Raw genomic sequence first — 26,080 nt, 5'->3', positions numbered from 1 at the left:
AAGTTTAGACAGTTGAGCGTTGAATTTTCTGCAGAATCTGGTGTGCAACATCCATTGCCCGTAAACCATCCACTTCGCTTACGGGTACATGTTGGTTATGCACAATTGCATCTCTGAACTGTTCAAGCTCCATCTTAATGGCGTTTACTTCTTTAACAGCAGGGTTTGAAATGGCAATTGTTTTCTTGCCCTTATTGGTTTCTATATCGAACGTAAATGCATCGTTGTCTTCATTGTTTTTCATGCGGATGATCTCCGATTTCTTTTCAAGAAAATCAATTCCGATATACGCATCACGTTGAAACAAACGGATCTTCCGCATCTTCTTCATACTAATGCGACTGCTCGTAAGATTGGCTACACAGCCATTATCAAATTCAATACGTACGTTGGCAATATCAGGAGTGTCGGTCATTACAGCCACACCATTGGCATATACATTCTTTACATCGCTTTTAACCAGGCTCATGATAATATCAATATCATGGATCATCAGATCAAGAATCACGCTTACTTCTGTACCACGTGGATTAAACTGTGCCAAACGATGCACTTCAATAAACATCGGGTTCAGCTGCAGATCTTTTACAGCAAGAAAAGCCGGATTAAAACGCTCCACATGGCCAACCTGTAATTTTACATTCGCTTCACGAACAAGCTTTACCAGTTCGTTAGCTTCTTCCATCGTATTACACATCGGCTTTTCAACAAACACATGCTTGCCTTTACGCACAGCCATTTCGCATAAGTCAAAATGATAATTGGTAGGAGCAACAATATCGGCCGCATCGCAAAGACTCATTAATTCTTCTGCATCGCTGTAGCGTTGCAGCTGGTACTTCTCGGCTACAGCTTTTGCAGCTTTATCGTTCGGGTCGTAAAAGCCAATCAGCTCAACACCTTCTATTTCCTTCCAGTTGTTTAAATGAAACTTTCCAAGATGTCCTGTACCAAATACGGCTACTTTAAGCATTGATATTGTTTAAGTAGCAGCAAATATAAATGATGGAAAGCCAGCAGGTAAGGAGTATCTTTTTTTAGAAAAAAACAGAAAAAACTTTTTTGTGAAATAGTGAAACCCCTATCTTTGCACTCCCGAAAACGAAAGGCGTCTTGCAAAAGAATCCAATCAAACAAAGGGAAGTTGGATCGGTAGTTCAGTTGGTTAGAATGCCGCCCTGTCACGGCGGAGGTCGCGGGTTCGAGTCCCGTCCGGTCCGCAAAAGTCCTCTCAAATTTTGAGAGGACTTTTTGTTTTGCTACCTCTTTCCTTTCTTTCAAAGCCAACACCATTTTTGCATTGTATATTTGAAACTCAATTTTTATTATGGATCAACAACAGCAAAATCCCAATCAACTCAATATTGAAATTACCGAAGAAGTGGCCGAAGGCGAATATGCAAACCTTGTGATTATTACACACAGCCATGCAGAGTTTGTGGTTGACTTTGTGAACGTAATGCCAGGTACCCCAAAAAGCAAAGTAAAATCAAGGATCATCCTTACACCGCAACATGCGAAACGCTTTATGAAAGCTCTTACTGAAAACGTACAACGTTTTGAAGCTGCAAATGGCCCAATCAGAGACCTGGAAGAAATTCAGGTGCCGATGAATTTTGGTGGTCCCACGGCGCAGGCATAAGGATGAATAATGAGTGATGAATAATGAGTGTACTTCATCAGACTCCATCGTCGGACGGAAATAGCCAGAGCGTCTGTATTAACAATGAACCATGAACTATGAACCATGAACGACAAGCTGAGGAGATATTTTCTTATCAGCATTTATTTTCTTTTACAAAAAATGTTTTCCTGGCAATAGGTTGCAGCGAAGAGCATGCAACCACTGCAACAACAACTTTGCTTTCGGCCGATGTACGTGGTATCGACAGTCATGGTGTGGCGAGGCTCAGTGGCTATGTACGCTTATGGGAAGCAAAACGCATCAATGCTACACCCGATATAAAGATCATTCACGAATCGCCATCAACAGCAGTAGTAGATGGCGACAGCGGACTTGGTTTAGTAGTAGCACCATTTGCCATGCAGGTAGCCATCAACAAAGCAAAGCAGGCCGGCACAGGCTGGGTAAGCGTACAAAACAGTAATCATTTTGGTATTGCCGGTTATCATGCCATGATGGCTTTGCAGCACGATATGATCGGTATGGCAATGACCAATGCCTCTGCACTGGTAGCACCAACCTTTTCGAAGGAACGGATGTTGGGCACAAACCCCATCGCAGTTGCCATTCCTGCAGGAACGGAGCCGCCATTCGTGGCCGATCTTGCAACAACTACTGCTGCCAATGGTAAACTCGAAATATTACAACGTAAAGGACAGGAAGCGCCCACAGGCTGGATACAGGATGCAGAAGGTAATTCCACAACAGATGCGCATGCATTGAAGAATGCGGGTGCTTTAATTCCATTGGGCAGCGACAGAGAACATGGCAGTCATAAAGGATATGCCCTGGGCTCTATTGTAGATATATTTTCTGCAGTGCTAAGCGGAGCCAACTATGGTCCGTGGGTGCCGCCTTTTCCTGCATATGTACCCATGCCCGAAAATCAACCTGGTAAAGGATTGGGCCATTTTCTCGGAGCCATGCGCATTGATGCGTTCCGTACAGCAGAGGCATTTAAAAAAGATATGGACAACTGGATACAACGTTTCCGGTCGGCCAAGCCAATCGAGGGATACGAGCAGGTTTTAATACCGGGAGATCCCGAACGTTTGTTCGAGGAGCAGCGTATGAAAGAAGGAATTCCATTACTGGGAACGGTTGCGGAAGATTTGGCGAAAGTTGGGCAGAAATTCAATCTCTCTCTTTAATTTCGCATCCGCTTTTCTGCATTACAACATGCAACTTAACTTCGGCTGTTAACGCATAGTTCAACTGTACAAACACGGAAGAAGGAATGATGAAGCAATTCATCTGCAGTTGTCTGCCAAATGCAAAACGGCAAACAGCAAACATGATGTTGTGGTTCGTACACAATCATCATCGATACAACCCATATAACTTAAAACAAGAACAATGAAAGTGATGAAGTTTGGCGGTACCTCTGTAGGTAAGCCGGAAAGAATGCATGACGTAGCAACACTGATTACCCGTGATGCTGAAGAAAAAATTGTGGTATTAAGTGCTTTAAGCGGCACTACCAATTCGCTGGTTGAAATTGGTAACGCAATGGCAAACGGCGACCGCACTGTAGCCAAACAGGTAATTGATAAGCTGGATGCACATTATCAAAACTTCATCAGCAATCTGCTTGTAACAGAAGCAGCACAGCAGAAGTGCCGTGCCATCATTGCTGAGCATTTCGAGTTTTTAAATATCATTCTTAAAATATCATTCAACGATGCGTTGAATAAAGATATTCTTGCACAAGGTGAGTTGATGAGCACCAAAATGTTCAGCTGCTATCTCGAAGAAAAAGGTATTGATCATATGTTGTTGCCTGCACTTGATTTTATGAGCATTGATGCATACGATGAACCACAGGTTGGTGCCATTAAAGCAAAACTCAGTGCCATCCTTGCACAAAACAGTGGTAAGAAGTTATTCATTACCCAAGGTTATATCTGCCGCAATGCAAAAGGCGAAGTAGATAATCTCAAACGTGGCGGAAGTGATTACTCAGCATCGCTTATTGCTGCAGCCGGGCAGGCAAGCGTGTGTGAAATATGGACAGATATTGATGGCATGCATAACAACGATCCACGTATTGTTAAGAAAACAGTTGCTATTGAGCAGTTGAGCTTTGATGAAGCTGCAGAGCTTGCATACTTCGGAGCAAAAATTCTGCATCCTGCATCTATCTGGCCAGCACAACACTACAATGTGCCTGTTAAGTTATTGAACACAATGGAGCCTGATGCAAAGGGAACGTTGATAGTTGAAAACGCAGGAAGCGTTGGTGTAAAAGCGGTAGCTGCGAAAGATGGCATCACTGCAATTAAAATAAAGAGCAGCCGTATGTTACTGGCTTATGGTTTCTTGCGCAAAGTGTTTGAAGTATTTGAGAAATACCGCACTTCAATTGACATGATCACTACTTCTGAAGTAGCAGTATCTCTTACGATCGACAGCAGTACTTATCTCGATGATATCATTCGTGAACTGGAACCATTTGGAACTGTAGAGATTGACAAAGACCAGGCAATTGTAAGTATTGTTGGTAACGAAATCGGACAAACAGAACATATTCTTGCAAAACTGTTCGAAAGCATTGCTGATATTCCTGTACGTATGGTAAGTTATGGTGGTAGTCCGCATAACGTAACATTGCTTGTACCGGGTTCGTTTAAAACACAAACCCTGCAGGTATTAAACAAAGGAATTTTCGGATTGGATTAACAGAACATTAGTCAATCAACCTATTCGGTTTAAAGTCCGTAATTGTATTTTAGCAACAATGCAGTTACGGGCTTTTTTATTTCTTCTTTTTTTCGGGGTTACATTTTCTTTACCTGCACAGGATTATGCAGGCGTATGGGAAGGGCATTTCTTTCTTCGTGGCAAAAAGAACAGGGTTAATGTGCGAATTGAATTAGTCCAAAAGGATAAAGACTTTGTTGGATTTGTTAGTACACGTGGATTTGAAAAGAATACGACTTATGGTTGTGACTATATTGTGCATGGCCGTATAAATAAAAATACACTACGGCTTACTAAGATAAATGTGCGAAGAGGGGTAGCAATGAAGATTACCGACTGCGGTTCATTTAGCTGGGCCGAATTGTCGTTTGAAAAAAACGATTCTGTTAATGTAAAAAGCCGATGGTTTTGGATGGATAGCAGCAAAAATGTTTTTACTGCTACAAAAACGGCAACAGAAGTTTCTGATTTTGCCAGGGAGGAAATGAACAACCTTAAACACCGTTCCGATCTTCGTAACGACTTTGTGCGTAAAGAAAGCGAATTACATGCCCGTTTTGCCGGAAGCTTAGGTACACGATTGGTAGAAAATAAAGAGACCTCGATAACAATAACCTCCGTTGAAAAAAATACAAAGCCCCGAATGACTGTAACAATGAATGAAGGAATTGTTGCAGACTATTTTGACCTGTCTGAAAAAGTTTTAGTTATCAAACTGAAGGATCTGCCTAAGATCAGTAACATTGAATTCATTAATGATTCAGATAAAAGGTATAACCTGGAGTTTAAAATTCTGCTCGAGCAAGAGGGCATGAAAGAAGAATGGAACGTATTTCTTTATCCGGGCGGAAGAGCATGGCTGCGGCTCGATATAAAGGAGTAGCAGGAAAGTTAGAAAGAGTGTATTGATTTAAATGTTGAGAACATGCCGTTTTATCAGGCAGGCAAAAAGCTTTAGCAGATTATTAGCTTTTTTCAACTGTTCAGTTTATTATTTCATTCGCCCGTAATTGTATCTTAACTAAGTATGCAGTTACGGGCTTTTTTCTTTTTGTTTTTTATAGCGTTTGTGCTTTCCGCTATTGCCGGAGATTACACCGGTGTGTGGGAAGGCTATTTTTACCTGCGAAGTAAAAAACATAAAATCAATGTACGTATTGAAGTAATACAGAAAGAAAATTGGGTGCGAGCTGTCATAGCCACACGTGGATATGAAAATAATACCACTTATGGTTGTGAATATAGTGTTCATGGATGGTTTGAAAACAACAACCTCACTCTTGCAAAGGAGAATGTAAAGGATGCGTTTGCTATAACAAGCAACGATTGTGGTTCATTTAAACACATAAAATTGTCGCTCAATTTAAAAGACAGCACAAACACGGCAAAAGGACGTTGGGTTTGGGCAGACGACAGCGAGGAGGTATTTGTGATTAAAAGGATGAATACAGCAGTTTCGGAATCTGCTAAAGAAGAAATTAACGAAGTTAGCCGCACTAAATATATTACTATCGGAAATCAAAAGCCGATCAAACAAAGCTATGTACCTGACACGAAAAAGATCGGTCAACTGAAAGTGGATTACAGAAAAATAGTGATCACCGTAAGCTCCGTAATAAAAGATACGACAGCGTCTTTATCTGCATGGGTAAATGGCAAAGCTCTGGTAAAAGATTTTAATTTGGCAAGTAGTGATTTGATAATTAAGCTGGAGGAAATCACTCCGGTCAATCGGCTTATTTTCTTAAACAGTTCTGATACTGGAAAGCAACTGGATGTAAAGATTTCGTTTCAACAAGGGATGAAAAGAAAAGTTTGGGTTACTGCTATTGAAGCATTGGGTGATGTGTTGTTGGAGTTGATTTATAACGATGATTTGTACCGGGATGAGTTTTCCGGATTCGGACAAGACCAATTATAGCGAAGTACAAAAGAATAGTTTTAACACTCCGTTATTTTATTTCTTTCAGCTCATTTATTTCGTAATTATATTTTAGCAACAATGCAGTTACGGCTTTTTTTATTTCTTCTTAGTTTGAGCTTTGCCTGTTCTGTACCTGCTCAAAATTTTTCCGGTGTATGGGAAGGAAGTTTTTTCATGAACGGAAAGAAGAAACAGAAAATGAACCTGCTGATAGAGCTTGTTCAACAAGGCAATGCTTTCATGGGCGTTGTTAACGTACGTGGACTTGAAAAAGGTACAATATATGGGTGCGATTATGTAGTTGCAGGAAAAGTAACAGATAATGTGTTGGTACTTACCCGGCGAAAAGTACAGCGTGCCATTGCAATTGATTACAACGATTGTGTTCTGCTGAAACATATTGAACTGTATTTCGACAGGAAAGATTCATCAAATGTTGTTAGAGGAAACTGGGTATGGAGTGAAGAAGAGGCCGAAGAATTTGTTGCTCAAAGAACGGGAGCAGAAATTTCCGAATCGGCAAAAGACGAATTAAACAAAGGACTACAGGGCAGAGGCGATGCTTATGAAGAAAAGCTTCGGAAAGAGAGAACCGAAAGGGAAAGAATGAATAAGAAGATTGATGAGCTGACGGTTGACAGTCTGCCAATTATTTTGACCGTAAGCTTGCTGCAAAAAACACCAAAGGCATCGATTGCCGTTTTACTCAACAGCAGGCAGATTGCAGAAGATTTCAACTTATCTGCAAATGTGTTCGATATGCGTTTCCGCTTCGTCAATCAAAAAAGTTTCTATATAGACATCATCAATACATCAAACGACAAACAAAAACTCCCGGTAAAAATTGTACTGCAACAAGGTAGCTTCAGCAAAGAATGGAATATAGAAATAGAAGCGGATGGCGGTAATGTATGGTTGCTGTTAAAACGCAGGCAGGAGTAAATAATACTTCAGCACATTTTTAAAAACGGTTAACAGTTTTTTAAATTTTCAATGGTTGCATTTTCGCTCATAATTGTATCTTGAGAGCGTATGCAAGTAAAGGCTTTCCTTGTTCTCCTTTTTTTCTGCTGTATGGCAACTGTTGTTGCATTTGCACAAAATCCAGTTGGTGTTTGGGAAGGAAGTTTTTTTCTGCAAGGCGATAAGAAAAATAAAATGAATGTGCGGCTGGAGCTGATGGAGACAGATACAGAATTGGTAGGCATTATTTCAACACGTGGTTACAATAAAGGCACAGTGTATGGTTGCGACTATCTTGTTTCGGGCAGAATGAATCAGAAAGGAGTACGCCTTATTCGGAAAAATGTACGGAGAGGTGTCGCCATGACAACGCAGGACTGCAGTTTTTTTCAACGACTTGAATTGAATTTTTCCAATGCCGGCAACGATACTTTAGTAAACTGCAAATGGATATGGGCAAATGAAGAAGGCGATCTCTTTACAGCAAAGAAAACAGACTCGGCGGTATCCGAATCTGCAAAAGAAGAAGTGGAAACTTATTTAGAGGAAGTATATACAAGTATTGAATTGGCCGGAATTATGTTACAGCCGGAAGAAAGGCTTTATCAAAAAATAGCTGAAATAGAGGTAGACAGCAGCGAACTGGTGATCGATATCAGCTCTGTTGAAAAAAATATAAACGATTCGGTAACTATACTGCTTAACGATGAACCGGTTGCCGAGGCTTTCAGCCTGTATAAAAAGCCTTTGCGCATACGAGTGCATAAAGTACAACCGGGAAGAAGTGATATTATTGTAATTAATCAATCGCAGAGTAAGAGCAAGCTTAGCTTACAGATAACTGTTAAACAGAAAGAACTCGTAAAAGAATATAAAATTGAACCGGGTTTTGTGCGAAATATCATGTTGGTGCTGGTGCAAAAACAGGAGTAGCGGCTTCAAATTCTGCTATATTTGCCACCTCAAATCGTAAAAGCATGCAGAACAATTCGAAGGTATCTTTCGAGAATACCGCTAATGCGTTCGCCTATAAGAATGATACGCAGTTAAAAAAAGCACATTTCCTTTTTTCTTCCATGGGTTACCAGTGGCTGGTAAACATTGGCACCCGTATTACTCCCTGGGCCATTAAAGTCAAATTACCAATTAAAGGTATTATCCGTAAAACAATATTCGAACAGTTTGTAGGTGGCGAAACATTGGAGCAAACAGCCAAAGTTGCCGATAAACTGGAAGAGTTTCATGTACAGGTAATTCTCGATTACGGCGTGGAAGGAGGCGATTATGGCGAAGAAGAAAAAGATCATTCCTGCAGCCAGTTTATTAGTGTAATTAATTACGCAGCTACACAGGCCAATATTCCGTTTATGAGTGTGAAGGTAACCGGCATTGCACGTTTTGCTTTACTCGAAAAAATGGATGGACTGATGGCAAATGCATCCGGTACGTTGGTGCGTCGTTATGAAGCTGCATTGGAACAACTGGGTGCCGATGAAAAAGCAGAATGGCAACGGGTGTGCAACCGCATGGAAAAAATCTGTTCTGCTGCAGCTGCCAAAAAAGTAGGTGTATTGATCGATGCAGAAGAAACATGGATACAGGATCCGGTAGATGCATTAACCATGCTGATGATGGATCAATACAACAAAACAACAGCAGTACTGTACAATACAGCACAGCTGTATCGCCACGATCGTTACCAGTTTTTATGCGATTGTTATGAAGCTGCTGAACAACGCAATTTTATTCTTGGTATCAAGATTGTTCGTGGGGCTTATATGGAAAAAGAACGGGAGCGTGCAGCCGCTATGAATTATCCTTCACCTATTCAGCCAGATAAAGAAACCTGCGACCGTGACTATAACCGTGCGGTAGAATTTTGTTTAGCACATGTTGAGCGTATTGCAACCATTGTAGCATCGCATAACGAACAAAGCAATCTGCTTGCGGCCGGTTTGTTGCACGAAAAAGGTTTGCCGCACAATCATCCGCATGTGCATTTCAGTCAGCTGTACGGCATGAGCGATCATATTACATTCAATCTTGCCAAAGAAGGTTATTCGGTAAGCAAGTACCTGCCTTTTGGGCCCATTGAAGATGTAGTGCCCTACCTGATGCGTCGTGCACAGGAAAACAGTTCGGTAAGCGGACAAACAGGCAGAGAGCTGGCGCTGATCAAGAAAGAATTGAAGCGGAGAGGAGTGTAATTTTCATCCACACATTCCCCACAACTATTGGCTATGGGCTAAAGACTATCGGCTTTTCTTTACCTTGCACCCATGCAACAATACCTCTCTTTACTGCAGCATATATTGGATAATGGAACCGAAAAAACCGATCGTACCGGTACAGGTACAAAAAGCGTATTCGGTTACCAGATGCGTTTCGATCTGAGCGAAGGTTTTCCGTTGGTAACAACGAAGAAAGTGCACCTGCGCAGCATCATTCATGAATTATTGTGGTTCCTCAAAGGCGAAACCAATACTGCTTACCTCAAAGAAAACGGTGTAAGCATTTGGGATGAATGGGCCGATGAAAATGGTGAGCTTGGTCCGGTGTACGGTAAACAGTGGCGAAGCTGGGAAGGAGCAAACGGTGTGGTGATCGACCAGGTAACCGATCTCATCAACCAGATCAAAAAGAATCCCGACAGTCGCCGTCTCATCATCAGTGCATGGAATGTGGCCGATCTGCCAAAGATGGCATTGATGCCTTGTCATACTATTTTTCAATTCTACGTAGCTGATGGAAAATTAAGCTGCCAGTTATACCAACGCAGTGCCGATGTGTTTTTAGGTGTGCCGTTCAACATTGCATCGTATGCATTGCTTACATTGATGATAGCACAGGTATGCGATCTGCAGCCCGGCGACTTTGTGCATACGTTTGGTGATGTGCATATTTACAGCAACCATATGGAGCAGGTGAAAACGCAATTAAGCCGCACGCCATTTGCATTACCAACCATGAAGCTGAATGCTGCAGTGAAAGATATTTTTGAATTTAAGTTCGAAGATTTTACACTGGAGAATTACCAAAGCCATCCGGCAATAAAAGCACCGGTTGCGGTGTAACGCAAATGAAATAGTAGAAAAAGCTTTTATTGAAAGTAACGGGTTGATGGCGATCTTTCTGAAGAGTATTGAAACAGCTCAGCGTAACGACGAAAGACGAAAGAAGCAGTAGGCTGGGCGTTTTTCATTTTCAATTTTTCATTATTTATTTTTCATTCATGCTTATTTCTTTAATTGTAGCTGCTTCTTCCAATAACGCCATCGGCAAAGACAATCAGTTGCTCTGGCATTTACCAACCGATCTGAAGTTTTTCAAGAATACCACATGGGCATTGCCCGTGATCATGGGAAGAAAAACATTTGATTCGGTAGGAGGTAAGCCATTGCAGGGACGAACCAATATTATTATTTCAAGACAGCAGGGCTTGACCTCTGCTTATGAAAATGTATGGTTTGCTTCTTCGCTTGAAGAGGCCATTGCACAGGCAAAGAAACTGGCGACAAAAGAAATTATCATCGCTGGTGGTGCAAACATTTATGAGCAGGCGCTGCCAATTGCCAACCGCATTTATCTTACAAGAGTGCATGCAAACATTGAAGCAGCTGATGCTTTCTTTCCATCGTTTGATGTAAACGAATGGAACCTGAGCAAGACCAGTGATTTTAATGCTGATGAAAAGCATGCGTATTCGTTTTCAATACAAGTTTGGGATAGAATAAATTCTGAAATAGTATAGTAACATGATTGACAGCGAACTTGTAAAGCAGCATTATCTCTCTTTGTCTGATGAAGAGTTGACAAGCTTTGCATTAAAGGAAAAGAAGAATATCACCGCAGAAGCATTGACAATTTTAAAAAAGGTATTCGAAGAGCGTAAGTTAAATTTTCCTGATTTACCTGGTAGAAATGCAGCTTCCGATCAATATGAAATTCAAAAAAGAGAGCAGTGGAAACTTAAAAATGATTTATGGATAGAGGCTCTTCGTTTAAGAAAGAATGGTAAATCTGATGAGGAAGTAATGTCGTTTTTGTTGAGTAAGGGTTTAACGAACTATGAGATTGAAAAATTAATGGAACATTTACCTGTTGCAGATTATAACGACGAAGAGTTTAATAAATTTATTGTAAGCTCTTCAGAAAAAGCATCTTTATCAACGCTGTTTGCGTTGCTGGTTCTTGCGGTACTGCTTTTTTTTATCATTAATTCTGCATTGAAGTTTCCTGTTTTTTTTATACCGGCTGGAGTAATTCTTATAGCAATCATTTATTTTTTGAGAAAGTTTAAGGGCGATTTAAAAGGTGGTTATTACTGGCAAACTGTGTTGCATGAAGAGCCTGAACGAATTGTATGGATTAAACCGATTATAGAGAAGCACACATTGGTTCTTGTAATAACGCTTTTCAAAGTTGGTAAATTTCAATTTCTTACATCTGACGGTTTGCAGAAAACCATTACATGTGATAGTGATGAAAATCGTTCCGTTTTTTTCAGAGGGATAAGGTATTATGTACCGCATGCTCATATTGGCTATAATGAACAGGTAGATCAAATTTATCAGGACGATCCTGCTTCGTTTTTAAAATCGTTGCAACAAAAAGGCTTATATCAGTCAGTTTCCGAACTCATTAAAAAATCATCGGTTTAATATTCGAATGTATTCAGCTTTTAAAATTGGAAAGAAATTCCTTCATTATTATTTCACGGCAGCTAATGGCAAAGGGCATGGTGTGCATTCGCCTTTTGTTTTCGATCTTATTACCAAGGTGTTGAATGATACCACTAACCATCCTGCATATACAGAAGTGGAAGAACAGCGAAGGCTGTTGTTGCAAAATGAAACAGTGCTTACAGTTGAAGATTTTGGTGCAGGTTCAACCAAGGGATTAACAAAGCAGCGTGTGGTAAAACAGATCGCTGCAACATCGTTGAAGCCGAAGAAATATGCACAGTTGCTGTTTCGCCTGGTGAATTATTTTCAGCCAAAACAAATACTGGAGTTAGGTACATCGCTGGGAATTACTACTGCTTATCTGGCAAAAGCAAATACAAATGCTGTTGTAACAACCATGGAAGGTTCTGCTGCTATTGCAGCTGTGGCGCAAGAACAGTTTGATGCATTGCAGTTGAAAAATGTAAATGCTGATACTGGCAACTTCGATGAAACGTTGCCGGAGCTGATCAGTAAACCTGAATCGGCTTTTGATTTTGTGTTCATAGATGGCAATCACCGTAAAGAACCAACACTTCGTTATTTTGAACAGCTGCTGGCAAAAGCAATTAATGATACGGTGTTTGTGTTTGATGATATTCACTGGAGTGCAGAAATGGAAGAAGCATGGGAAGAGTTGAAACAACATCCACAGGTTACACTTACAATTGATTTGTTTTTTATCGGACTTGTGTTTTTAAGGAAGGAGCAGAAGGAGAGAGAGCATTTTGTAATAAGATTCTAATTATATGAAACATCGGCGTATCAAATTTATTTCAGCTTTTGTAACACTCTTGTTGTCGTCTTTTTTTCGGGTGTTTCTTTTGCTGTTTTCATATATTACCATCGTGTCGCTTAATGAAAGTTCGTCTGCAGCAAAACAGGTTCCCGTATCTACAGTAATTAATTTTATTCAAATAATGCCGCCAGTAGTGTTGCTAGTAGAAGCACTATGTTATATTTTTTTCAGGAAACGATATTTTGTGCGTAAGCTTGTTCGCTGGCATTTATGGATGACAATCATCTCTTCAGTGTTGCTACCGATTGTAGAGTTCGCTGTACTTATGTTCATTCTTCCCTCTGCGTATGATTCTAGGGAGTTAAGTAGTGTAGTAACGGACTACGAAGCTCAGTTTATATTTATTGGGTGGACACTTTTTACAATTGCCCGACTGTTTTTTATTGTTGCAATGGTAAAATCTGTTACTTCGCTCAACGAACAAAAACCCGAAGATGAATCTACCGGCTTCCTTGATGACTTCGCTCAGTAAGATCAACAGTTTTGATCGGGATGCTTTTGTGCAGGTGCATGAAAGTGGAGAGCAGGTGGTGTCGGTGCGGATGAATCCATTGAAGAGGTCAATGGTGAATGGTCAATGGTCAATAAACAACCAGGAGCCAGGTACTCACCACTCATCACTCACCATTCACGCTCCCGTTCCCTGGTCATCTAACGGTTATTACCTCAGCGAACGTCCTTTGTTTACACTCGATCCGTTATTGCACGCCGGTGCTTATTATGTACAGGAAGCAAGCAGCATATTTGTTGAAGAAGCGATGAAGCAAACAGTTGATCTTTCGCAACCATTGCTGGTACTCGATCTGTGTGCAGCACCAGGTGGCAAATCAACTTTGTTGCAATCGGTCATCAGTAAGGAAAGTTTGCTGCTGAGTAATGAAGTCATTCAATCAAGAGTAAATATTCTCAAAGAAAATATCATTAAGTGGGGAGCAGATAATGTAGTGGTGACGAATAATGATCCATCAGCCTTTTCAAAACTCAGCGGTTTGTTTGATGTGTTGGTGATCGATGCGCCTTGCAGTGGCAGTGGTTTGTTTCGTCGTGATCCCGAAGCCATCAACGAATGGAGCGAAGCGAATGTGGAACTGTGTAGTCAGCGGCAGCAACGTATATTAGCTGATGCATGGCCTTGTTTAAAAGAAGATGGCGTAATCATCTATTCAACCTGTTCTTATTCTGCAGAAGAAGATGAAGCGATATTGGATTGGATGAGTGAAAGGTTTGAGGTGGAAGGTTTAAGGTTGAAGGTGGAAGAAGAATGGAGTATTGATGAAGTGCAATCAAATTCAGGTGCATACGGTTATCGTTTCTGGCCCAACAAAGTAAAGGGCGAAGGATTTTTTATTGCAGCATTTCGAAAAAGTGAAACACCTGCTCCGTTACGCATCAAAATAAAAAGGAACCAGGAGCCTGCGAAGAAAGATGCAGCTATTGCTGCGCAATGGATGCAAACAACAGATGTGTACAGTTTTGTATTGCAGGGCCAGGTAATTGCAGCTGTGCCAACAGCATGGAACGAAACCATTCAATACCTGATGCAGGAATTGAAAGTGCGTTATGCCGGAATTGAGTTGGGGAGTATTGCCAAGAACGATCTCTTACCCGAACATGCATTAGCAGTAAGTACAAACGTTAACAGCAATATTGTACGTGTTGAATTAACCAAGGAACAGGCATTGGATTATCTGCGTAAGAACGATCTGCAAATCGATCATCCGCACAAAGGTTGGGCATTGGCAACGTATAACGGGTTTGGTTTAGGCTGGATGAAATTATTAGGCAACCGCATGAACAATTACTATCCCAAAGAGTGGAGAATATTGATGCGGTAAAACTTGTTTCTTCGCATCTCGACTTCGCTCGATGCTCAACAGCAACGTCCTTCGACTTCGCTCAGGACTCATTACTCATCATTCATCACTTGAATTTTGTATTAAACAACAGTTTAAAACCTGTCCATATCAAAATGGCTGCTGTAGAGTAGAAAAGTATTTTTATACCGTCGCTTGCAGGTTGATAGATCATGAGCAGTGTTGCACAAATCATCAGCAAACCAAGAATAAATACATATGCAAGACGATTGAAATTCTGTCGCAATGCCTTGTTGGTAAAACTATCTTCCCTGAAATTAATTTCATGTTTTAATACACCTGTACGCAAGTTGTTTACGATCTCTTTGATATCGGTAGGTAAGCGGTCAACGATGTAGAGATAATCTTCTGCAGAGTTGATTACTTTATTAATAATGGCATCGAAACTGAATTTTTCTTTCACCTTACTGATGGCATAAGGTTCAATCATATCAATAATTGAAATCTCCGCTTCCAGCGCTTCTGCAAATTTCTGAATAGTGCCCAATGCTTTCAGTAACATGTACAAGTTGGTTGGCACTTTTAGTCCATGGCGAAGTATCACTTTAAACGTGTCGGCCAGCAGGTTCGAAATATCAACTTTGTCGTAAGGAATATAACTGTACTTCTGTATCAGTTCGCCAATCTCAAATTCAAGATCGGCCTGCTCTTTATAAAAATTAACGTTGAGCAATGCCAGTAATGCTTTGGTAATACGATGCGTATCCTGTCTTGCAAAGCCCAGCATGAAGTTGATGAGTGCCTGTATCTGCGCTGGTTTTAAACTCGCCGTCATGCCATGATCGAGCAATACAACCTGGTTGTTTTCACGAATCAACAAATTACCTGCATGCGGATCGGCATGAAAAAATCCGTGTTGCAGAATCATTTTTAAAATAATGTTGGTGCCGTTAACAGCGATCTGTTGTATATCGTATCCGTTTGTTTGTAATTGCTCTTTTGCATCCGGCTCAATACCGGTAACAAATTCCATTACCAGTATTTTTTGTGTGGTGTAATTGCTGTACACTTTCGGAATGTAACAGTAATCGTCATGTTTAAACATTTCGGAGAAACGCATCATGTTCGATGCTTCATTGGTAAAATCAAGTTCTTTCTTCATGATTTCTCCAAAATCTTCTACAAACTCAATTACATTAAAACTGGCAAGCTCCGGATATGTTTTTACCACCTGCTCTGCAAGTATCTTTATCAATACAAGATCGATGGATATTTTTTGTTTGATGTGTGGACGTTGAACTTTTACTGCAACAGTTTCGCCGTTGCGTAAAACGCCTCTGTACACCTGCGCAATAGATGCAGATGCAATAGGTGTATGATCGAGATGTTGAAATACTTCGTGTAAAGGATCGCCCAGCTCTTCTTCAATGATGCGGTAAGCAATATCGTTATCAAATGGCCTTGCAGATGATTGCAGTTTTTTTAATTCGTTGCGTAACTGTTCTGAAACAAGATCGGGACGATCGGCAATAATCTGTCCGAACTTTATGAAAGTTGGTCCAAGGTCTTCGATCATAAAACGGATACGCTCCGAGCGGGAAGTGAGATTTTTTCTTTTCGGGTCAATTATTCTGCGCAAAAAACGATTGCTGTAAACGCTGTTCTTCAGCAAATGTTTAATGATGATAAACAAGATGCTGATTAAACGAAAACTGTTTCTGAACAGGCGGTTAACCCGGAATATCCACATACGATAGCTGTTTACAGTGATTTAATGGGTTGGGAGTTGACCTACTAACAAAAAGGCCGCCCCATTGTTGTACACACAAAGTAATCATTCTGCGTTATCAACAAAATGGTTGATTGCAAACAGTTCACTGCTCCTTTTTACTTTGTACCAACACGAAGGGAGCGGGCCTTAGCGTCTTTTGTTTTCATCAGGAAAGAACTTGCGCTTTCAGGTGGTTGCCTGTTATTCTTGTAGACTCAAGAATTTCCAGAACACGTTTGCGTGTATCTTCTTTTAAACCGGCAATTTCAGTTTTAAATACTTCTTTCAGCTCTTCCAGTTCCGAACTGCTGTTTTTTACTTTATACCAACGTTCTTTTACATCTTCCAGTTTTTCGCTGATCTTACTGCGCATAGATGCACCCTTTTCAGGAGCCAACAACAAACCTGCAACTGCACCTGCGGCAGCGCATGCTAACATTAATCGTAAACTCATATTGCTGTGTTTTTAAAAGGTGAATAATGTTGAAATTTTCAAGAACCTTGCCAAAAAAAGTACGAAGTAAGAAGTACGAGGAACGAAATCCAAAAGAAGAAAGCGACAAGGCACAGGAAAGAATGAAGGCACAAGAAAAACCAAAATCAAAAACAGTAGCCCGGAACCGGCAACACCTAATTACAAACAAGAAACCAGAAACAAGAAACCGAATCTATTTTCTTCCAAAATCTGCCGGGTTTTCGCCCCATGCTTCTGTTTCCCATTTCAATACTTTGTTGCGATAGCTGTTTTCAGTAAGCCATTTTTCCGCACGGTAAATAAGATCGAAGATGTGTTGTGTTTTTGCAGATTGCTCAAGATTAGTTTTGCACTTCTTTGCTTTTACCCAACCAATGGCATTGCGGCTGTCGCTGTAAATAGGTATGGTGAGCATATTGTGTTTTTTACAATAACCCAATGCATGCACAATGGCTAAAAATTCTCCAATATTGTTTGTGCCGTTTGCAAGCGGCCCCATATGAAAAATGCGGGTATTGGTTTTGTAAAGAATACCCTGGTACTCCATATCTTTTCCCACACTGTTCCATGCAGCATCAACAATGATGCTGTCGTGAATAGGTGTGCCAACTGCAGAAAGATCTTTCGGCGTATTGTCTTTATCTTTTTTGTAAATGTGTTTGGCAAAGTTTTCTTTGTAGGCCTGCTCTGCTTCTGTTTTAGAAGTAAAGGATTTGTAGGCAGCTCCGGTAAAACCTTCTACCTGCGTTTTGCAATCGTTCCAGTTGGTATAAATGCCGGGCTCTTTTCCTTTCCAGACAACGTAGTATTTCTGCGTTACTTTGCTCATAAAGCTGCAATGTTAGCAAAAGAAACGTTAAGCCCCGACGAAACTATGTTTGTCGGAACTTAACTCAAGCGCTAATCATATCCGTTCAATTGCAAAAGTTGGGTTAAGCTTTTCTTTGGCACAATACTTTCACTAAATTCTGCATCTTTGCAAGGAAAATAATGTTGATCCCATGAAGAGAGCCCTCTCGTTTTTTTTGTTTCTGTTTGTTTCAGTTATTGCAATGGCCCAAACAACGCCTTTGCAGGTGCAGTTAGATAGCCAGGGTAAACCTTACCTCGTGCACAGCATCGGACCAAAAGAAAACTTTTACAGCATTGGCCGTATTTACAATATCAGTCCACGTGTGTTTGCACCTTATAACGGACTCGAACTGACTTCTCCTTTAAGTATCGGTCAGCAAATTCGTATTCCGTTAAACGAAGTGAATTTCTGGCAAACAGGAACACGTAAAGAAAATGAAACGGTTGTTCCGGTTTATCATACAGCAAAGGCAGGTGAAACTGTAACCAAACTCAGCCAGTTGTTTGGTACCGATAATGCTTCTATTCAATCGTGGAATAATCTTTCCGGCAATGCAGTAAATGCAGGCAGTAAAGTGATCGTTGGGTTTTTAAAAGTAGATAAAACCTTATCGCCGTTGGCAGCACAGGGTATGAATGTTCGCAGCGAACCAACTGTTGTAAAACAACAACCCAAGCCCGAAGTAAAACCGGAAGAACCGAAGAAGCAGGATGTGGTGGTAAAGAAAGAAGAGCCAAAGCAGGAACCCAAAGTGGAAGCGCCAAAGCCTGAGCCAAAGAAAGAAGAACCGAAAGTTGTTGCTGATCCTGTAAGCTATGCAGGCAATGGGTATTTTAAAGATGAGTTTAATCGCCAGACAAATAACGGCCGCCGTACAGATAGTAATAACGGTCCGGGTTCTGTGTTTAAAAGCACAAGCGGCTGGAGCGATGGAAAATATTATGTGCTGATGGATAACATTGAAAAGGGAACGATCGTAATGGTAAAGAACCCATCGAACGGAAAAGCAGTGTATGCAAAAGTGCTGGGTAGTGTAGAAGAAACAAGTCCGGGTAGCGGTTTGATGTTTCGCTTAAGCAATGCAGCAGCAGCACAGCTTGGCATCAGTGCAGAAAAATTTAATGCAGAATTGGTGTGGGGGAAATAGAGAGGTACGAGGTAAGAAGTACGGGGTACGAAGTAAGAACCTCAGCAGCAGTTGTAAATGTTGACAGCGGTTTAAGAGAATAATAGGTAATTAATTTTAATGACAAAGAGGTTGTTATATTCAACAACCTCTTTTTTAATTCTGATGCCTTCATTGATAAAGCAAAAAAAATGCGCCAGACAATATTACTGCTGATTGCGATTTGCTTTTTGTCTTTCCAACAAAAAGGAAATCCATTTCTAAACTTGCGATTTGATAAAGTTGTAATATATGATTTTGAAGGAGGTAAGGACATCGGGCTTACTATTATTGATGACAACGGGAGGCTTGCAAAAACTGTAAAAAAGCAGTTTGTACTTGATAAAGGAGTTATTGAAAAACTAAGTAAGCGTTTGGGTGAGAAAACTTCGTATGGAGGAGCAACAGCATTTTGTTTCGATCCGCACGTTGGGTTGGTATATTACCTAAACGGGAAAGTAGTTGCGCATGTATCTATTTGTCTGGATTGTAATCGTCTTAAATCGAGCATTGTTATACCAGCCCAAAAGCAGGGTAAAGTAGGAGAAGGAGATGAGGTTTATTATATTGCCGATGGACTCAGTAAATCATTCAGGAAGTTTATTAATACATTGTTGATAAAACATCAGTTCTCGCATCAAATAAAGCCGGGTTCTTCATTCGATTAAAGGAAAGTCGAATAACGATAAAGCCTATAAACTAACTCTTTCCCTCCTTCAAACTCTTAGCCCTTAGCTTCTGTACCCTCTCAAAAAATCTTCAATCAACATTCTCTTCTTTCCTTCCAGTTGTAATTCCAGCACATGAACAAAACCGTTGCTGCAGGCAAATTTGAAATAGGTTTTGCCATCTGTAGTAAAGCTGTTGTCGGTCAGGCCGCTTTCAGCGGGCCGACCTGCAGTTACTTCTTTCTTCGACTTATAGATCTTCATCAGCTTTCCGTTAAACGTTGTAAACGCACCGGGAAAAGGAGAGAGGCCACGAATAAGATCATGCACTTCTTCAACTGTTTTTGTAAAATCTATTTTGCAGGTTTCGGTGAATATTTTGGAAGCATGCTGGAGTGGTGAGTGGTGAGTGGTGAGTGGTGAGTGGGTGCCTGATGTTTCGGGGTTTCCCATTGACCATTCACCGTTCACCATTGACGATTGCGGTTTCTCCTGCAGCGTTCCGTTCTCCAATCCTTCAACAGTTTTTACCAGCAGCTGTGCACCTATTTCTTTCATACGATCGTGAACTTCGCCTGCAGTTTCATCTTCACCAATCGGAAATGATTCCTGCAACAGAATATCGCCGGTATCAATTTCATGTTTCAGTTTAAATGTGGTTACGCCTGTTTCTTTTTCGCCGTTGATCACAGCCCAGTTAATGGGTGCTGCACCACGGTATTGCGGCAACAAACTTCCGTGCACGTTTACTGTTCCCATCTTTGGCATATTCCAGACAGCTTCGGGTAACATACGAAACGCCACCACTATCTGCAGATCAGCACGCAACGCAATTAATTCTTTCAGGAAAACAGGGTTCTTCAGTTTCTCCGGTTGCAATACATGTAAGCCATGTTGCACGGCATATTTCTTCACTGCACTTTCTGTAAGCTTCATACCACGACCTGCAGGTTTATCAGGCGCTGTAATTACACCCACAACATTATAACCTGCCTGCACCAATGCATCAAGCGATGCAACTGCAAACTCAGGTGTACCCATAAACACAATACGTAACGAAGATTTTTCAGCCATACGGCAAAAATAAGTGAAGAGGAAGGAAATGGGTAGCTGTTAATAAGAAATCAAAGAGATCGTTTTAAGTTGTTGTGAATTATTAACTAAAGACTATTCCAATAATAGCATCTTTCTTTATTGATTCTTCGATTAGTGATTTTAACTCTACAAAAAAATCGACCTCCTTACTTTGTTCAATATCTTGTATCAAAAATTCTTTATACGTTCCTCTGAAAGAGTTAATAATGCTGTCTTTTTCTGCAATAAAACGATCTATAGGCTTAAGCAACATGGAAGGGTCAAACATTAAACACGTAGTTTCTTCTTGATATTTCCCCAGACTTTGGCCGCTCCAGTAGTTGGTTGCTAAAGTGTAAAATAGTAAGTCTTGTTCGAATAATCCTAAGTCACGCCAATCATTCTTACTTTCTGATATCAGGTATAAATCTCCATAATGTGAAATAGAGTTCTCTCGGATTTTAAACTTTTGGATAGAGTCTGTTTTTACTTCATAAAGTCCTAAAAAACTAATGTGACCTACAATACAAGTTGAATTCTTTTGGTATCCGTTAATACTAAGATATACTCCCATAAGTCAATTATGTTTCTAATTAAACGAAATACAATGTCTTGTAAATATTGGCTGTTAAAACGTAGCGCAAACCTCTGAAGGTTTGGCTTATGTCTGGCAGCTATCGGCTAAAGGCTATCGGCTTCTTCTTCCTCATCAACCTCAATGATCTTATCTTCCTGTTTAATTTTTGTGAGGTTGTTGCGTTGCAGAATTTCTTTTGCAAGGTTGAGATAGTTAACAGCGCCTTTACTTTCGCTGTCGTATAAAATAACCGGCTTACCAAAGCTGGGCGCTTCGCTTAAGCGTGTGTTACGGTGTATGATGCTGTCGAATACAATGCCTTCAAAATGTCTTCTTACTTCGCTTACCACCTGGTTACATAAACGCAAACGGCCATCGTACATCGTCATCAAAATCCCTTCAATCACTAACTGCGGATTCAAACGGCTTTGTACAATCTTGATGGTGTTGAGTAATTTACCCAAACCTTCCAATGCAAAAAATTCTGTTTGTACAGGAACCACAACCGAATCGGCAGCTGTTAATGCATTCACCGTAATTAAACCAAGCGATGGAGAGCAATCGATAATGATGAAATCGTATTCAGGTTTTATCTGTTCAAGCAACTGCTTCAACACCGATTCACGGTTAGGCTGATTGATCATTTCAATTTCAGCACCAACTAAATCAATATGCGAAGGAATCAAATCGAGGTTGGGAATTTCACTCTTCAGCACCACATCTTTTGCATTGGCACCATTTACAAAACAGTCGTACAAACTCTGCTGAATATTGTGCAGATCGAAACCAACACCCGTTGTACTGTTTGCCTGCGGATCGGCATCGATCAGCAATGTTTTGTATTCGAGCACGGCAAAACTTGCAGCCAGGTTAATGGCTGTTGTGGTTTTACCTACACCGCCTTTTTGATTCGCTATTCCTATAATTCGACCCATAATATTCAGCTATGATAGTTTATGTTCAAAGGGTAATTGTTTCGCCAATGGCAGGCAGTTGCAGATCGAGTCCGTTGCGTTGAAAATGATCCTTCACCTGTGCCTCATCAATTACAATGTACGGAAAGGTATTGTAATGCACGCCTATTACTGTGTGGCAGTTCATCATATGCGCTGCTCTTGCTGCATCTTCGTAACCCATGGTAAAGTTGTCGCCAATAGGTAAAATCGAAAACGATAAAGGTGCGCCTTGCGGTACCAGCTGCATATCCATTGTAAGTGCAGTATCGCCGCTGTAATAAAAATTCTTATTGGCACAAATCACAAAGCCCATCGGGTTGCCGGCATAACTGCCATCGGGAAATGAGGAAGAATGTTGTGCAGTAACACATTTTACCGTTCCAAATTCAAAGGCTTTTTTACCACCGGTGTTCATCGGGTGAATATTCTCTACACCCTGCTTTTGCAACCACACATAAATTTCCCAGTTGCAGATAACCAATGCTCCCGTACGTTTGGCAATGGAAACAAGATCGGCCACATGATCGGCATGACCATGACTTACCAGGATATAATCGGCCTCAACAGTATCGGCACTGATGTTTTTCGCCAGTTCGTTGGGCGAAATAAACGGATCGAAAAGTAATTTCTTTCCTTTTACGTCTATGCTGAAACAGGAATGGCCGTAGTAAGTAAATGTCATCTTCGATTGGAAGTTTTTTGAAGCTGATAAACAGAAGCTTGTGTGTTAGAACACAGCCAATGCCATCCTGACAAAAATAAGGGTTCGGCCTAATATTCGGGAACAATACTTATCCCCGTGTATTCTGCCGAAACAGGAAATTTTAACAACGGAATAGTACAGTTATTCCTCAATTTTGACAATATATGCGACGTTTAGCCGGTTCCTGGATTTTTTTACTTGTTCTGCTGGTAATTGATATTTATGTATTTCAGGCTTTAAAAGCCGTGGCCGATACATGGACTCCCAGAACAAAACTGATCGTGTTTGGTTTGTATTGGGGTGTGAGCGTTCTTTCAATTGCATTGATGCTCGGCATTACGTTTACCAATTACGAATCGTGGCACAGGCTGTTACGAACTTATGCTTTTGCAATTGTGATTGGCCTCTTCCTTGCAAAACTGCTGGCCAGTATGTTCTTTTTAATTGATGATGTACGTCGTGTTGTGCAATGGGTTGGCAGTTTATTTGTGCCATCGTGGAATCCGAAAAATACAGCAGAGGGAACAGGCATTACCCGTTCGATGTTTTTAAGCTGGGCAGGATTGGCTGTTGGCGGCGGTTTGTTTACATCGCTTTTGTATGGCTTCGGAAACAAGTACAAATACAATCTGCAGAAGATAGCTTTAACCTTTGCACATTTACCCGAAGCCTTCAAAGGGTTTAAAATAATTCATGTAAGCGATATACACAGTGGCAGTTTTACCGATAAAGAAGCGGTAATGAAAGGCATTGAAAAGATCAATGCACAAAAAGCAGATGTGGTGCTGTTTACCGGCGATCTTGTAAACTATCATGCCGATGAGATGAAGGATTATATGGATGTGTTTTCGAAGTTGGAAGCAAAGCATGGCGTATATGCCACATTGGGCAATCATGATTATGGATTTCCTACAGGTGCTACCAAAGAAGAAGTAAAACAGAAGCAACTGGCGAATGCTGCTGGTGTAGTAGAAGTGCATCGCAAGCTTGGCTGGAAAACCCTCAGTAACGAACATGTGGAGCTGGAACGCAATGGCGAAAAGATTGCCATTCTGGGTGTTGATAATACAAGTGGTAAAATGAATTTTCCTTCCTTCGGACGTTTACCCGATACACATGCTGCTGCAAAAGATATTCCGTTTAAAATTTTAATGAGTCACGATCCATCGCATTGGAATCATGAAATTACTCCCAACTTCAAGGATATTGCGTTAACGCTTTCGGGCCACACACACGGTATGCAGTTTGGCGTGGAGCTTCCCGGTTTTCGCTGGAGCCCGGTTAAATATGTGTATAAGCAATGGGCGGGTTTATACGAGGAGGCACAGCAGAAATTATATGTAAACAGAGGCTTTGGCTTTATCGGTTACCCCGGAAGGGTGGGCATTTTGCCGGAAATTACATTGATTGAACTGACTTAATTTTACGTGTCTTTAAACTATATTGCAAGAGTTAAGTCTATCCAATAACCTTAACCACGCATGTTTAAACCACTTATTCTATCTGCACTCTTTGCTTGCTGTTTTCTGTGTGTATCTGCGCAGGAAACAAAGAAGGATACTATTCCGGTTACAACAACCGATACCCTGCGTATTAACGAAGATTCACTTGAAAAAGAGATCGATGCTTTTTTAGCGTACTACGATTCGTTGAAGGCGCCACGTAGTTATTGGTTGGTTTCTATTGGCGGCGGTAATACGCAGTTCAGCGTTAAAAACGTTGCATTGAATGCGCAACAGTCTACTGCCAATTTAAGTATTACGCCTACGGTAGGTTATTATGCAAAATCGGGTTTTGGAATTACGTACAACAATTACCTTTTAACCGAAGATGGCAAAACACAGTTGCTGCAACATGCACTTACGCTCTCGTACGATTATTTAAAAGAAGCCAATACCACATTTGGTTTTTCGTACACACGCTTTTTTGGAAAGAAAGAATTTGTAAACCAGGTATCGCCTTACGATAACGACTTTCTTGCGTACATACAATATGGGAAAAAGAAATTTACTCCGGGTGTAATGCTTGGGTTTTCGAGTGGTCGTTACCGTGAAACAATTGAATATCTCGATTCTTCACAAACAAGAATGCCTTTAACCAATCAGCTGGTTACATACTACTATTATGTAAACGATACATCCGATATACGTATCCGTGATCTCTCACTCATTCCTTATCTGCGTTACCAATGGCAGTTCAATGGATTTGGCAAGAAAGATTATTTTACGTTGCAGCCATCTTTGTTAATGCTTGGTTCGGCAAGCGATGTAAGGATCGCTTCGAAGGGTTCGTATAAGCAAACAGGCAGGTTAAGCCGCAGCCGTTCTTACGAAGAAACCTATTCTCAAAAAACAAATTTTCAATTTCAATCGCTGGGCCTGCAGGTAGATGCAAGCTGGTACATTGGAAAATTCTTTTTCAATCCACAGGTATATATCGATTATTATTTGCTGAGCAGTCAGTACAAATGGTCGTCGATGTTTAGTATACAAACAGGATTTATGTTTTAATCTTCTGTACATAATTCCTTCTTAACATATTTTTACAGCGCTAAAAAAATGATTGGCACTTAATTAGCCGTTAAACATCTAACTAAAATCAAATCGAATGAAAAAGATTCTTGTTATCCTTCTTGTTGCAATCACCGCATCTGCTACATCATTTGCCCAGTTTCGTATAGGCCCGAAATTAGGCGCCAACATCGGTAAGATCGATGGTAAAGGTTTTGATGAACAATATAAACTGGGTTATCATTTAGGTGTGTTTGCCGAAATTCCACTCGGAAAGAAATTCGGAATTCAACCCGAAATTTTATGGAACCAGATCAACTCCGATACAGTTTCCGGTTTTAAAAGTATTTATACCGAATTGCAAAACCAGGATATTAAAAATCCTCAATTGAATTATTTGAGCATTCCTTTATTGCTTTCGTACAAACCATCTAAGTTTCTTTCGTTGCAGGCAGGCCCTCAGTATGGTATTCTCTTAAACAATAGCAAGAGCTTTGTGGAAAATGGCAAAGAAGCATTTAAAAACGGCGACTTCTCTTTGTTGATGGGTGTGCAGGTGAAAATATTAAGTGCACGTGTGTATGGCCGTTATGCGATTGGGTTAAGCGACATCAATGACATCAGCGATCAAAACAAATGGAAAACAACAGGCTTTCAACTTGGTGTAGGTATCGGTCTTTAAAGCTTACAATCAACATATATCAATGGCCTTCCGTTACG

The 26,080-nt window shown here is 40.7% G+C and carries 27 protein-coding genes and 1 tRNA gene; 20 read left to right on the top strand and 8 right to left on the bottom strand.

Going from position 1 to position 26,080, the window contains the following annotated elements; translation table 11 throughout:
* Window positions 1–4: 4 nt before the first annotated feature.
* Complete coding sequence (locus ESA94_RS05290) at window positions 5–973, bottom strand: Gfo/Idh/MocA family protein (protein ID WP_129129795.1); 969 nt, start codon at window positions 971–973, stop codon at window positions 5–7.
* 173 nt (window positions 974–1,146) lie between these two features.
* Here ESA94_RS05290 and ESA94_RS05285 point away from each other — a divergent pair.
* The 15 genes from ESA94_RS05285 (at window position 1,147) to ESA94_RS05215 (ending at window position 14,629) form a co-directional block, all read left to right on the top strand.
* A tRNA-Asp gene (locus ESA94_RS05285) sits at window positions 1,147–1,220 on the top strand.
* Window positions 1,221–1,327: 107 nt separating this feature from the next.
* Window positions 1,328–1,642, top strand: coding sequence for a DUF3467 domain-containing protein (locus ESA94_RS05280; protein WP_129129794.1), 315 nt, complete (start codon window positions 1,328–1,330; stop codon window positions 1,640–1,642).
* A 98-nt stretch (window positions 1,643–1,740) separates the two neighbouring features.
* Window positions 1,741–2,835 (top strand): Ldh family oxidoreductase, encoded by a 1,095-nt coding sequence (locus ESA94_RS05275; RefSeq protein WP_129129793.1) that lies wholly within the window; start codon window positions 1,741–1,743, stop codon window positions 2,833–2,835.
* A gap of 205 nt (window positions 2,836–3,040) precedes the next feature.
* The gene (locus ESA94_RS05270; RefSeq protein ID WP_129129792.1) at window positions 3,041–4,363 is read left to right on the top strand and encodes an aspartate kinase; all 1,323 of its coding nucleotides are present in this window, start codon (window positions 3,041–3,043) and stop codon (window positions 4,361–4,363) included.
* 58 nt (window positions 4,364–4,421) lie between these two features.
* Window positions 4,422–5,267: a hypothetical protein gene (locus ESA94_RS05265; protein ID WP_129129791.1), complete on the top strand. Its 846-nt coding sequence runs from the start codon at window positions 4,422–4,424 to the stop codon at window positions 5,265–5,267.
* Between the two features lie 144 nt (window positions 5,268–5,411).
* Complete coding sequence (locus ESA94_RS05260) at window positions 5,412–6,305, top strand: hypothetical protein (protein ID WP_129129790.1); 894 nt, start codon at window positions 5,412–5,414, stop codon at window positions 6,303–6,305.
* Window positions 6,306–6,386: 81 nt separating this feature from the next.
* Window positions 6,387–7,250 carry a hypothetical protein gene (locus ESA94_RS05255; RefSeq protein WP_129129789.1) on the top strand — a complete coding sequence of 288 codons (864 nt, stop codon included), beginning with the start codon at window positions 6,387–6,389 and terminating at the stop codon, window positions 7,248–7,250.
* A gap of 132 nt (window positions 7,251–7,382) precedes the next feature.
* The gene (locus ESA94_RS05250; RefSeq protein ID WP_129129788.1) at window positions 7,383–8,204 is read left to right on the top strand and encodes a hypothetical protein; all 822 of its coding nucleotides are present in this window, start codon (window positions 7,383–7,385) and stop codon (window positions 8,202–8,204) included.
* A 44-nt stretch (window positions 8,205–8,248) separates the two neighbouring features.
* Window positions 8,249–9,478: a proline dehydrogenase family protein gene (locus ESA94_RS05245; RefSeq protein WP_129129787.1), complete on the top strand. Its 1,230-nt coding sequence runs from the start codon at window positions 8,249–8,251 to the stop codon at window positions 9,476–9,478.
* Between the two features lie 72 nt (window positions 9,479–9,550).
* On the top strand, window positions 9,551–10,345 hold the full coding sequence (locus tag ESA94_RS05240) for a thymidylate synthase (protein ID WP_129129786.1): 795 nt from the start codon (window positions 9,551–9,553) through the stop codon (window positions 10,343–10,345).
* A gap of 158 nt (window positions 10,346–10,503) precedes the next feature.
* Window positions 10,504–11,022: a dihydrofolate reductase gene (locus ESA94_RS05235; RefSeq protein ID WP_129129785.1), complete on the top strand. Its 519-nt coding sequence runs from the start codon at window positions 10,504–10,506 to the stop codon at window positions 11,020–11,022.
* A 4-nt stretch (window positions 11,023–11,026) separates the two neighbouring features.
* Window positions 11,027–11,932: a hypothetical protein gene (locus ESA94_RS05230; RefSeq protein ID WP_129129784.1), complete on the top strand. Its 906-nt coding sequence runs from the start codon at window positions 11,027–11,029 to the stop codon at window positions 11,930–11,932.
* Window positions 11,933–11,939: 7 nt separating this feature from the next.
* On the top strand, window positions 11,940–12,740 hold the full coding sequence (locus ESA94_RS05225; RefSeq protein ID WP_129129783.1) for an O-methyltransferase: 801 nt from the start codon (window positions 11,940–11,942) through the stop codon (window positions 12,738–12,740).
* Window positions 12,741–12,744: 4 nt separating this feature from the next.
* Window positions 12,745–13,266 (top strand): hypothetical protein, encoded by a 522-nt coding sequence (locus tag ESA94_RS05220; protein WP_129129782.1) that lies wholly within the window; start codon window positions 12,745–12,747, stop codon window positions 13,264–13,266.
* On the top strand, window positions 13,229–14,629 hold the full coding sequence (locus tag ESA94_RS05215) for a methyltransferase RsmF C-terminal domain-like protein (protein ID WP_129129781.1): 1,401 nt from the start codon (window positions 13,229–13,231) through the stop codon (window positions 14,627–14,629). The genes ESA94_RS05220 and ESA94_RS05215 overlap by 38 nt, the downstream gene beginning before the upstream one ends.
* Before the next feature lie 85 nt (window positions 14,630–14,714).
* On the opposite strand, the gene ESA94_RS05210 is transcribed toward ESA94_RS05215, so the two are convergent.
* The 3 genes from ESA94_RS05210 to ESA94_RS05200 all read right to left on the bottom strand — a co-directional run bounded on the left by ESA94_RS05210 (window position 14,715) and on the right by ESA94_RS05200 (window position 17,683).
* Window positions 14,715–16,358 carry an ABC1 kinase family protein gene (locus ESA94_RS05210; protein WP_129129780.1) on the bottom strand — a complete coding sequence of 548 codons (1,644 nt, stop codon included), beginning with the start codon at window positions 16,356–16,358 and terminating at the stop codon, window positions 14,715–14,717.
* A gap of 187 nt (window positions 16,359–16,545) precedes the next feature.
* Window positions 16,546–16,833 carry a YtxH domain-containing protein gene (locus tag ESA94_RS05205; RefSeq protein WP_129129779.1) on the bottom strand — a complete coding sequence of 96 codons (288 nt, stop codon included), beginning with the start codon at window positions 16,831–16,833 and terminating at the stop codon, window positions 16,546–16,548.
* A gap of 214 nt (window positions 16,834–17,047) precedes the next feature.
* Window positions 17,048–17,683, bottom strand: a complete 636-nt coding sequence (locus ESA94_RS05200; protein WP_129129778.1) for a ribonuclease H1 domain-containing protein — start codon at window positions 17,681–17,683, stop codon at window positions 17,048–17,050.
* A 172-nt stretch (window positions 17,684–17,855) separates the two neighbouring features.
* On the opposite strand from ESA94_RS05200, the gene ESA94_RS05195 reads away from it, so the two are divergent.
* Window positions 17,856–18,854, top strand: coding sequence for a LysM peptidoglycan-binding domain-containing protein (locus tag ESA94_RS05195; RefSeq protein ID WP_129129777.1), 999 nt, complete (start codon window positions 17,856–17,858; stop codon window positions 18,852–18,854).
* 245 nt (window positions 18,855–19,099) lie between these two features.
* Complete coding sequence (locus ESA94_RS05190; RefSeq protein WP_129129776.1) at window positions 19,100–19,540, top strand: hypothetical protein; 441 nt, start codon at window positions 19,100–19,102, stop codon at window positions 19,538–19,540.
* 63 nt (window positions 19,541–19,603) lie between these two features.
* On the opposite strand, the gene ESA94_RS05185 is transcribed toward ESA94_RS05190, so the two are convergent.
* From ESA94_RS05185 to ESA94_RS05170, 4 genes are all read right to left on the bottom strand, one after another.
* The gene (locus ESA94_RS05185) at window positions 19,604–20,614 is read right to left on the bottom strand and encodes a methionyl-tRNA formyltransferase (RefSeq protein ID WP_240670991.1); all 1,011 of its coding nucleotides are present in this window, start codon (window positions 20,612–20,614) and stop codon (window positions 19,604–19,606) included.
* Between the two features lie 82 nt (window positions 20,615–20,696).
* Window positions 20,697–21,188: a hypothetical protein gene (locus ESA94_RS05180; protein WP_129129775.1), complete on the bottom strand. Its 492-nt coding sequence runs from the start codon at window positions 21,186–21,188 to the stop codon at window positions 20,697–20,699.
* Between the two features lie 107 nt (window positions 21,189–21,295).
* Window positions 21,296–22,126 carry a ParA family protein gene (locus ESA94_RS05175; RefSeq protein ID WP_129129774.1) on the bottom strand — a complete coding sequence of 277 codons (831 nt, stop codon included), beginning with the start codon at window positions 22,124–22,126 and terminating at the stop codon, window positions 21,296–21,298.
* A gap of 25 nt (window positions 22,127–22,151) precedes the next feature.
* Window positions 22,152–22,829, bottom strand: a complete 678-nt coding sequence (locus ESA94_RS05170) for a metal-dependent hydrolase (RefSeq protein ID WP_129129773.1) — start codon at window positions 22,827–22,829, stop codon at window positions 22,152–22,154.
* 185 nt (window positions 22,830–23,014) lie between these two features.
* Between ESA94_RS05170 and ESA94_RS05165 the strand changes: the two genes are divergently transcribed.
* The 3 genes from ESA94_RS05165 to ESA94_RS05155 all read left to right on the top strand — a co-directional run bounded on the left by ESA94_RS05165 (window position 23,015) and on the right by ESA94_RS05155 (window position 26,042).
* On the top strand, window positions 23,015–24,271 hold the full coding sequence (locus ESA94_RS05165; protein ID WP_129129772.1) for a metallophosphoesterase: 1,257 nt from the start codon (window positions 23,015–23,017) through the stop codon (window positions 24,269–24,271).
* A gap of 60 nt (window positions 24,272–24,331) precedes the next feature.
* Window positions 24,332–25,360: a hypothetical protein gene (locus ESA94_RS05160; RefSeq protein WP_129129771.1), complete on the top strand. Its 1,029-nt coding sequence runs from the start codon at window positions 24,332–24,334 to the stop codon at window positions 25,358–25,360.
* Window positions 25,361–25,457: 97 nt separating this feature from the next.
* Entirely contained in the window at window positions 25,458–26,042 is a 585-nt protein-coding gene (locus ESA94_RS05155; RefSeq protein ID WP_129129770.1) for a porin family protein, read from the top strand.
* The last annotated feature ends 38 nt before the right edge of the window (window positions 26,043–26,080 follow it).

The sequence above is a fragment of the Lacibacter luteus genome, from assembly GCF_004118265.1.
GTDB classification, from domain to species: domain Bacteria; phylum Bacteroidota; class Bacteroidia; order Chitinophagales; family Chitinophagaceae; genus Lacibacter; species Lacibacter luteus.
The sequence above is the reverse complement of the archived record's forward strand: the minus strand, read 5'-3'. Positions and strand labels throughout refer to the sequence as shown.

Excerpts from the sequence above, each read along its gene's own strand:
- ESA94_RS05290 (WP_129129795.1), bottom strand. The coding sequence starts at position 973 with ATGCTTAAAGTAGCCGTATTTGGTACAGGACATCTTGGAAAGTTTCAT.
- ESA94_RS05280 (WP_129129794.1), top strand. The coding sequence starts at position 1,328 with ATGGATCAACAACAGCAAAATCCCAATCAACTCAATATTGAAATTACC.
- ESA94_RS05275 (WP_129129793.1), top strand. The coding sequence starts at position 1,741 with ATGAACCATGAACGACAAGCTGAGGAGATATTTTCTTATCAGCATTTA.
- ESA94_RS05270 (WP_129129792.1), top strand. The coding sequence starts at position 3,041 with ATGAAAGTGATGAAGTTTGGCGGTACCTCTGTAGGTAAGCCGGAAAGA.
- ESA94_RS05265 (WP_129129791.1), top strand. The coding sequence starts at position 4,422 with ATGCAGTTACGGGCTTTTTTATTTCTTCTTTTTTTCGGGGTTACATTT.
- ESA94_RS05260 (WP_129129790.1), top strand. The coding sequence starts at position 5,412 with ATGCAGTTACGGGCTTTTTTCTTTTTGTTTTTTATAGCGTTTGTGCTT.
- ESA94_RS05255 (WP_129129789.1), top strand. The coding sequence starts at position 6,387 with ATGCAGTTACGGCTTTTTTTATTTCTTCTTAGTTTGAGCTTTGCCTGT.
- ESA94_RS05250 (WP_129129788.1), top strand. The coding sequence starts at position 7,383 with ATGGCAACTGTTGTTGCATTTGCACAAAATCCAGTTGGTGTTTGGGAA.
- ESA94_RS05245 (WP_129129787.1), top strand. The coding sequence starts at position 8,249 with ATGCAGAACAATTCGAAGGTATCTTTCGAGAATACCGCTAATGCGTTC.
- ESA94_RS05240 (WP_129129786.1), top strand. The coding sequence starts at position 9,551 with ATGCAACAATACCTCTCTTTACTGCAGCATATATTGGATAATGGAACC.
- ESA94_RS05235 (WP_129129785.1), top strand. The coding sequence starts at position 10,504 with ATGCTTATTTCTTTAATTGTAGCTGCTTCTTCCAATAACGCCATCGGC.
- ESA94_RS05230 (WP_129129784.1), top strand. The coding sequence starts at position 11,027 with ATGATTGACAGCGAACTTGTAAAGCAGCATTATCTCTCTTTGTCTGAT.
- ESA94_RS05225 (WP_129129783.1), top strand. The coding sequence starts at position 11,940 with ATGTATTCAGCTTTTAAAATTGGAAAGAAATTCCTTCATTATTATTTC.
- ESA94_RS05220 (WP_129129782.1), top strand. The coding sequence starts at position 12,745 with ATGAAACATCGGCGTATCAAATTTATTTCAGCTTTTGTAACACTCTTG.
- ESA94_RS05215 (WP_129129781.1), top strand. The coding sequence starts at position 13,229 with ATGAATCTACCGGCTTCCTTGATGACTTCGCTCAGTAAGATCAACAGT.
- ESA94_RS05210 (WP_129129780.1), bottom strand. The coding sequence starts at position 16,358 with ATGTGGATATTCCGGGTTAACCGCCTGTTCAGAAACAGTTTTCGTTTA.
- ESA94_RS05205 (WP_129129779.1), bottom strand. The coding sequence starts at position 16,833 with ATGAGTTTACGATTAATGTTAGCATGCGCTGCCGCAGGTGCAGTTGCA.
- ESA94_RS05200 (WP_129129778.1), bottom strand. The coding sequence starts at position 17,683 with ATGAGCAAAGTAACGCAGAAATACTACGTTGTCTGGAAAGGAAAAGAG.
- ESA94_RS05195 (WP_129129777.1), top strand. The coding sequence starts at position 17,856 with ATGAAGAGAGCCCTCTCGTTTTTTTTGTTTCTGTTTGTTTCAGTTATT.
- ESA94_RS05185 (WP_240670991.1), bottom strand. The coding sequence starts at position 20,614 with ATGGCTGAAAAATCTTCGTTACGTATTGTGTTTATGGGTACACCTGAG.
- ESA94_RS05180 (WP_129129775.1), bottom strand. The coding sequence starts at position 21,188 with ATGGGAGTATATCTTAGTATTAACGGATACCAAAAGAATTCAACTTGT.
- ESA94_RS05175 (WP_129129774.1), bottom strand. The coding sequence starts at position 22,126 with ATGGGTCGAATTATAGGAATAGCGAATCAAAAAGGCGGTGTAGGTAAA.
- ESA94_RS05170 (WP_129129773.1), bottom strand. The coding sequence starts at position 22,829 with ATGACATTTACTTACTACGGCCATTCCTGTTTCAGCATAGACGTAAAA.
- ESA94_RS05165 (WP_129129772.1), top strand. The coding sequence starts at position 23,015 with ATGCGACGTTTAGCCGGTTCCTGGATTTTTTTACTTGTTCTGCTGGTA.
- ESA94_RS05160 (WP_129129771.1), top strand. The coding sequence starts at position 24,332 with ATGTTTAAACCACTTATTCTATCTGCACTCTTTGCTTGCTGTTTTCTG.
- ESA94_RS05155 (WP_129129770.1), top strand. The coding sequence starts at position 25,458 with ATGAAAAAGATTCTTGTTATCCTTCTTGTTGCAATCACCGCATCTGCT.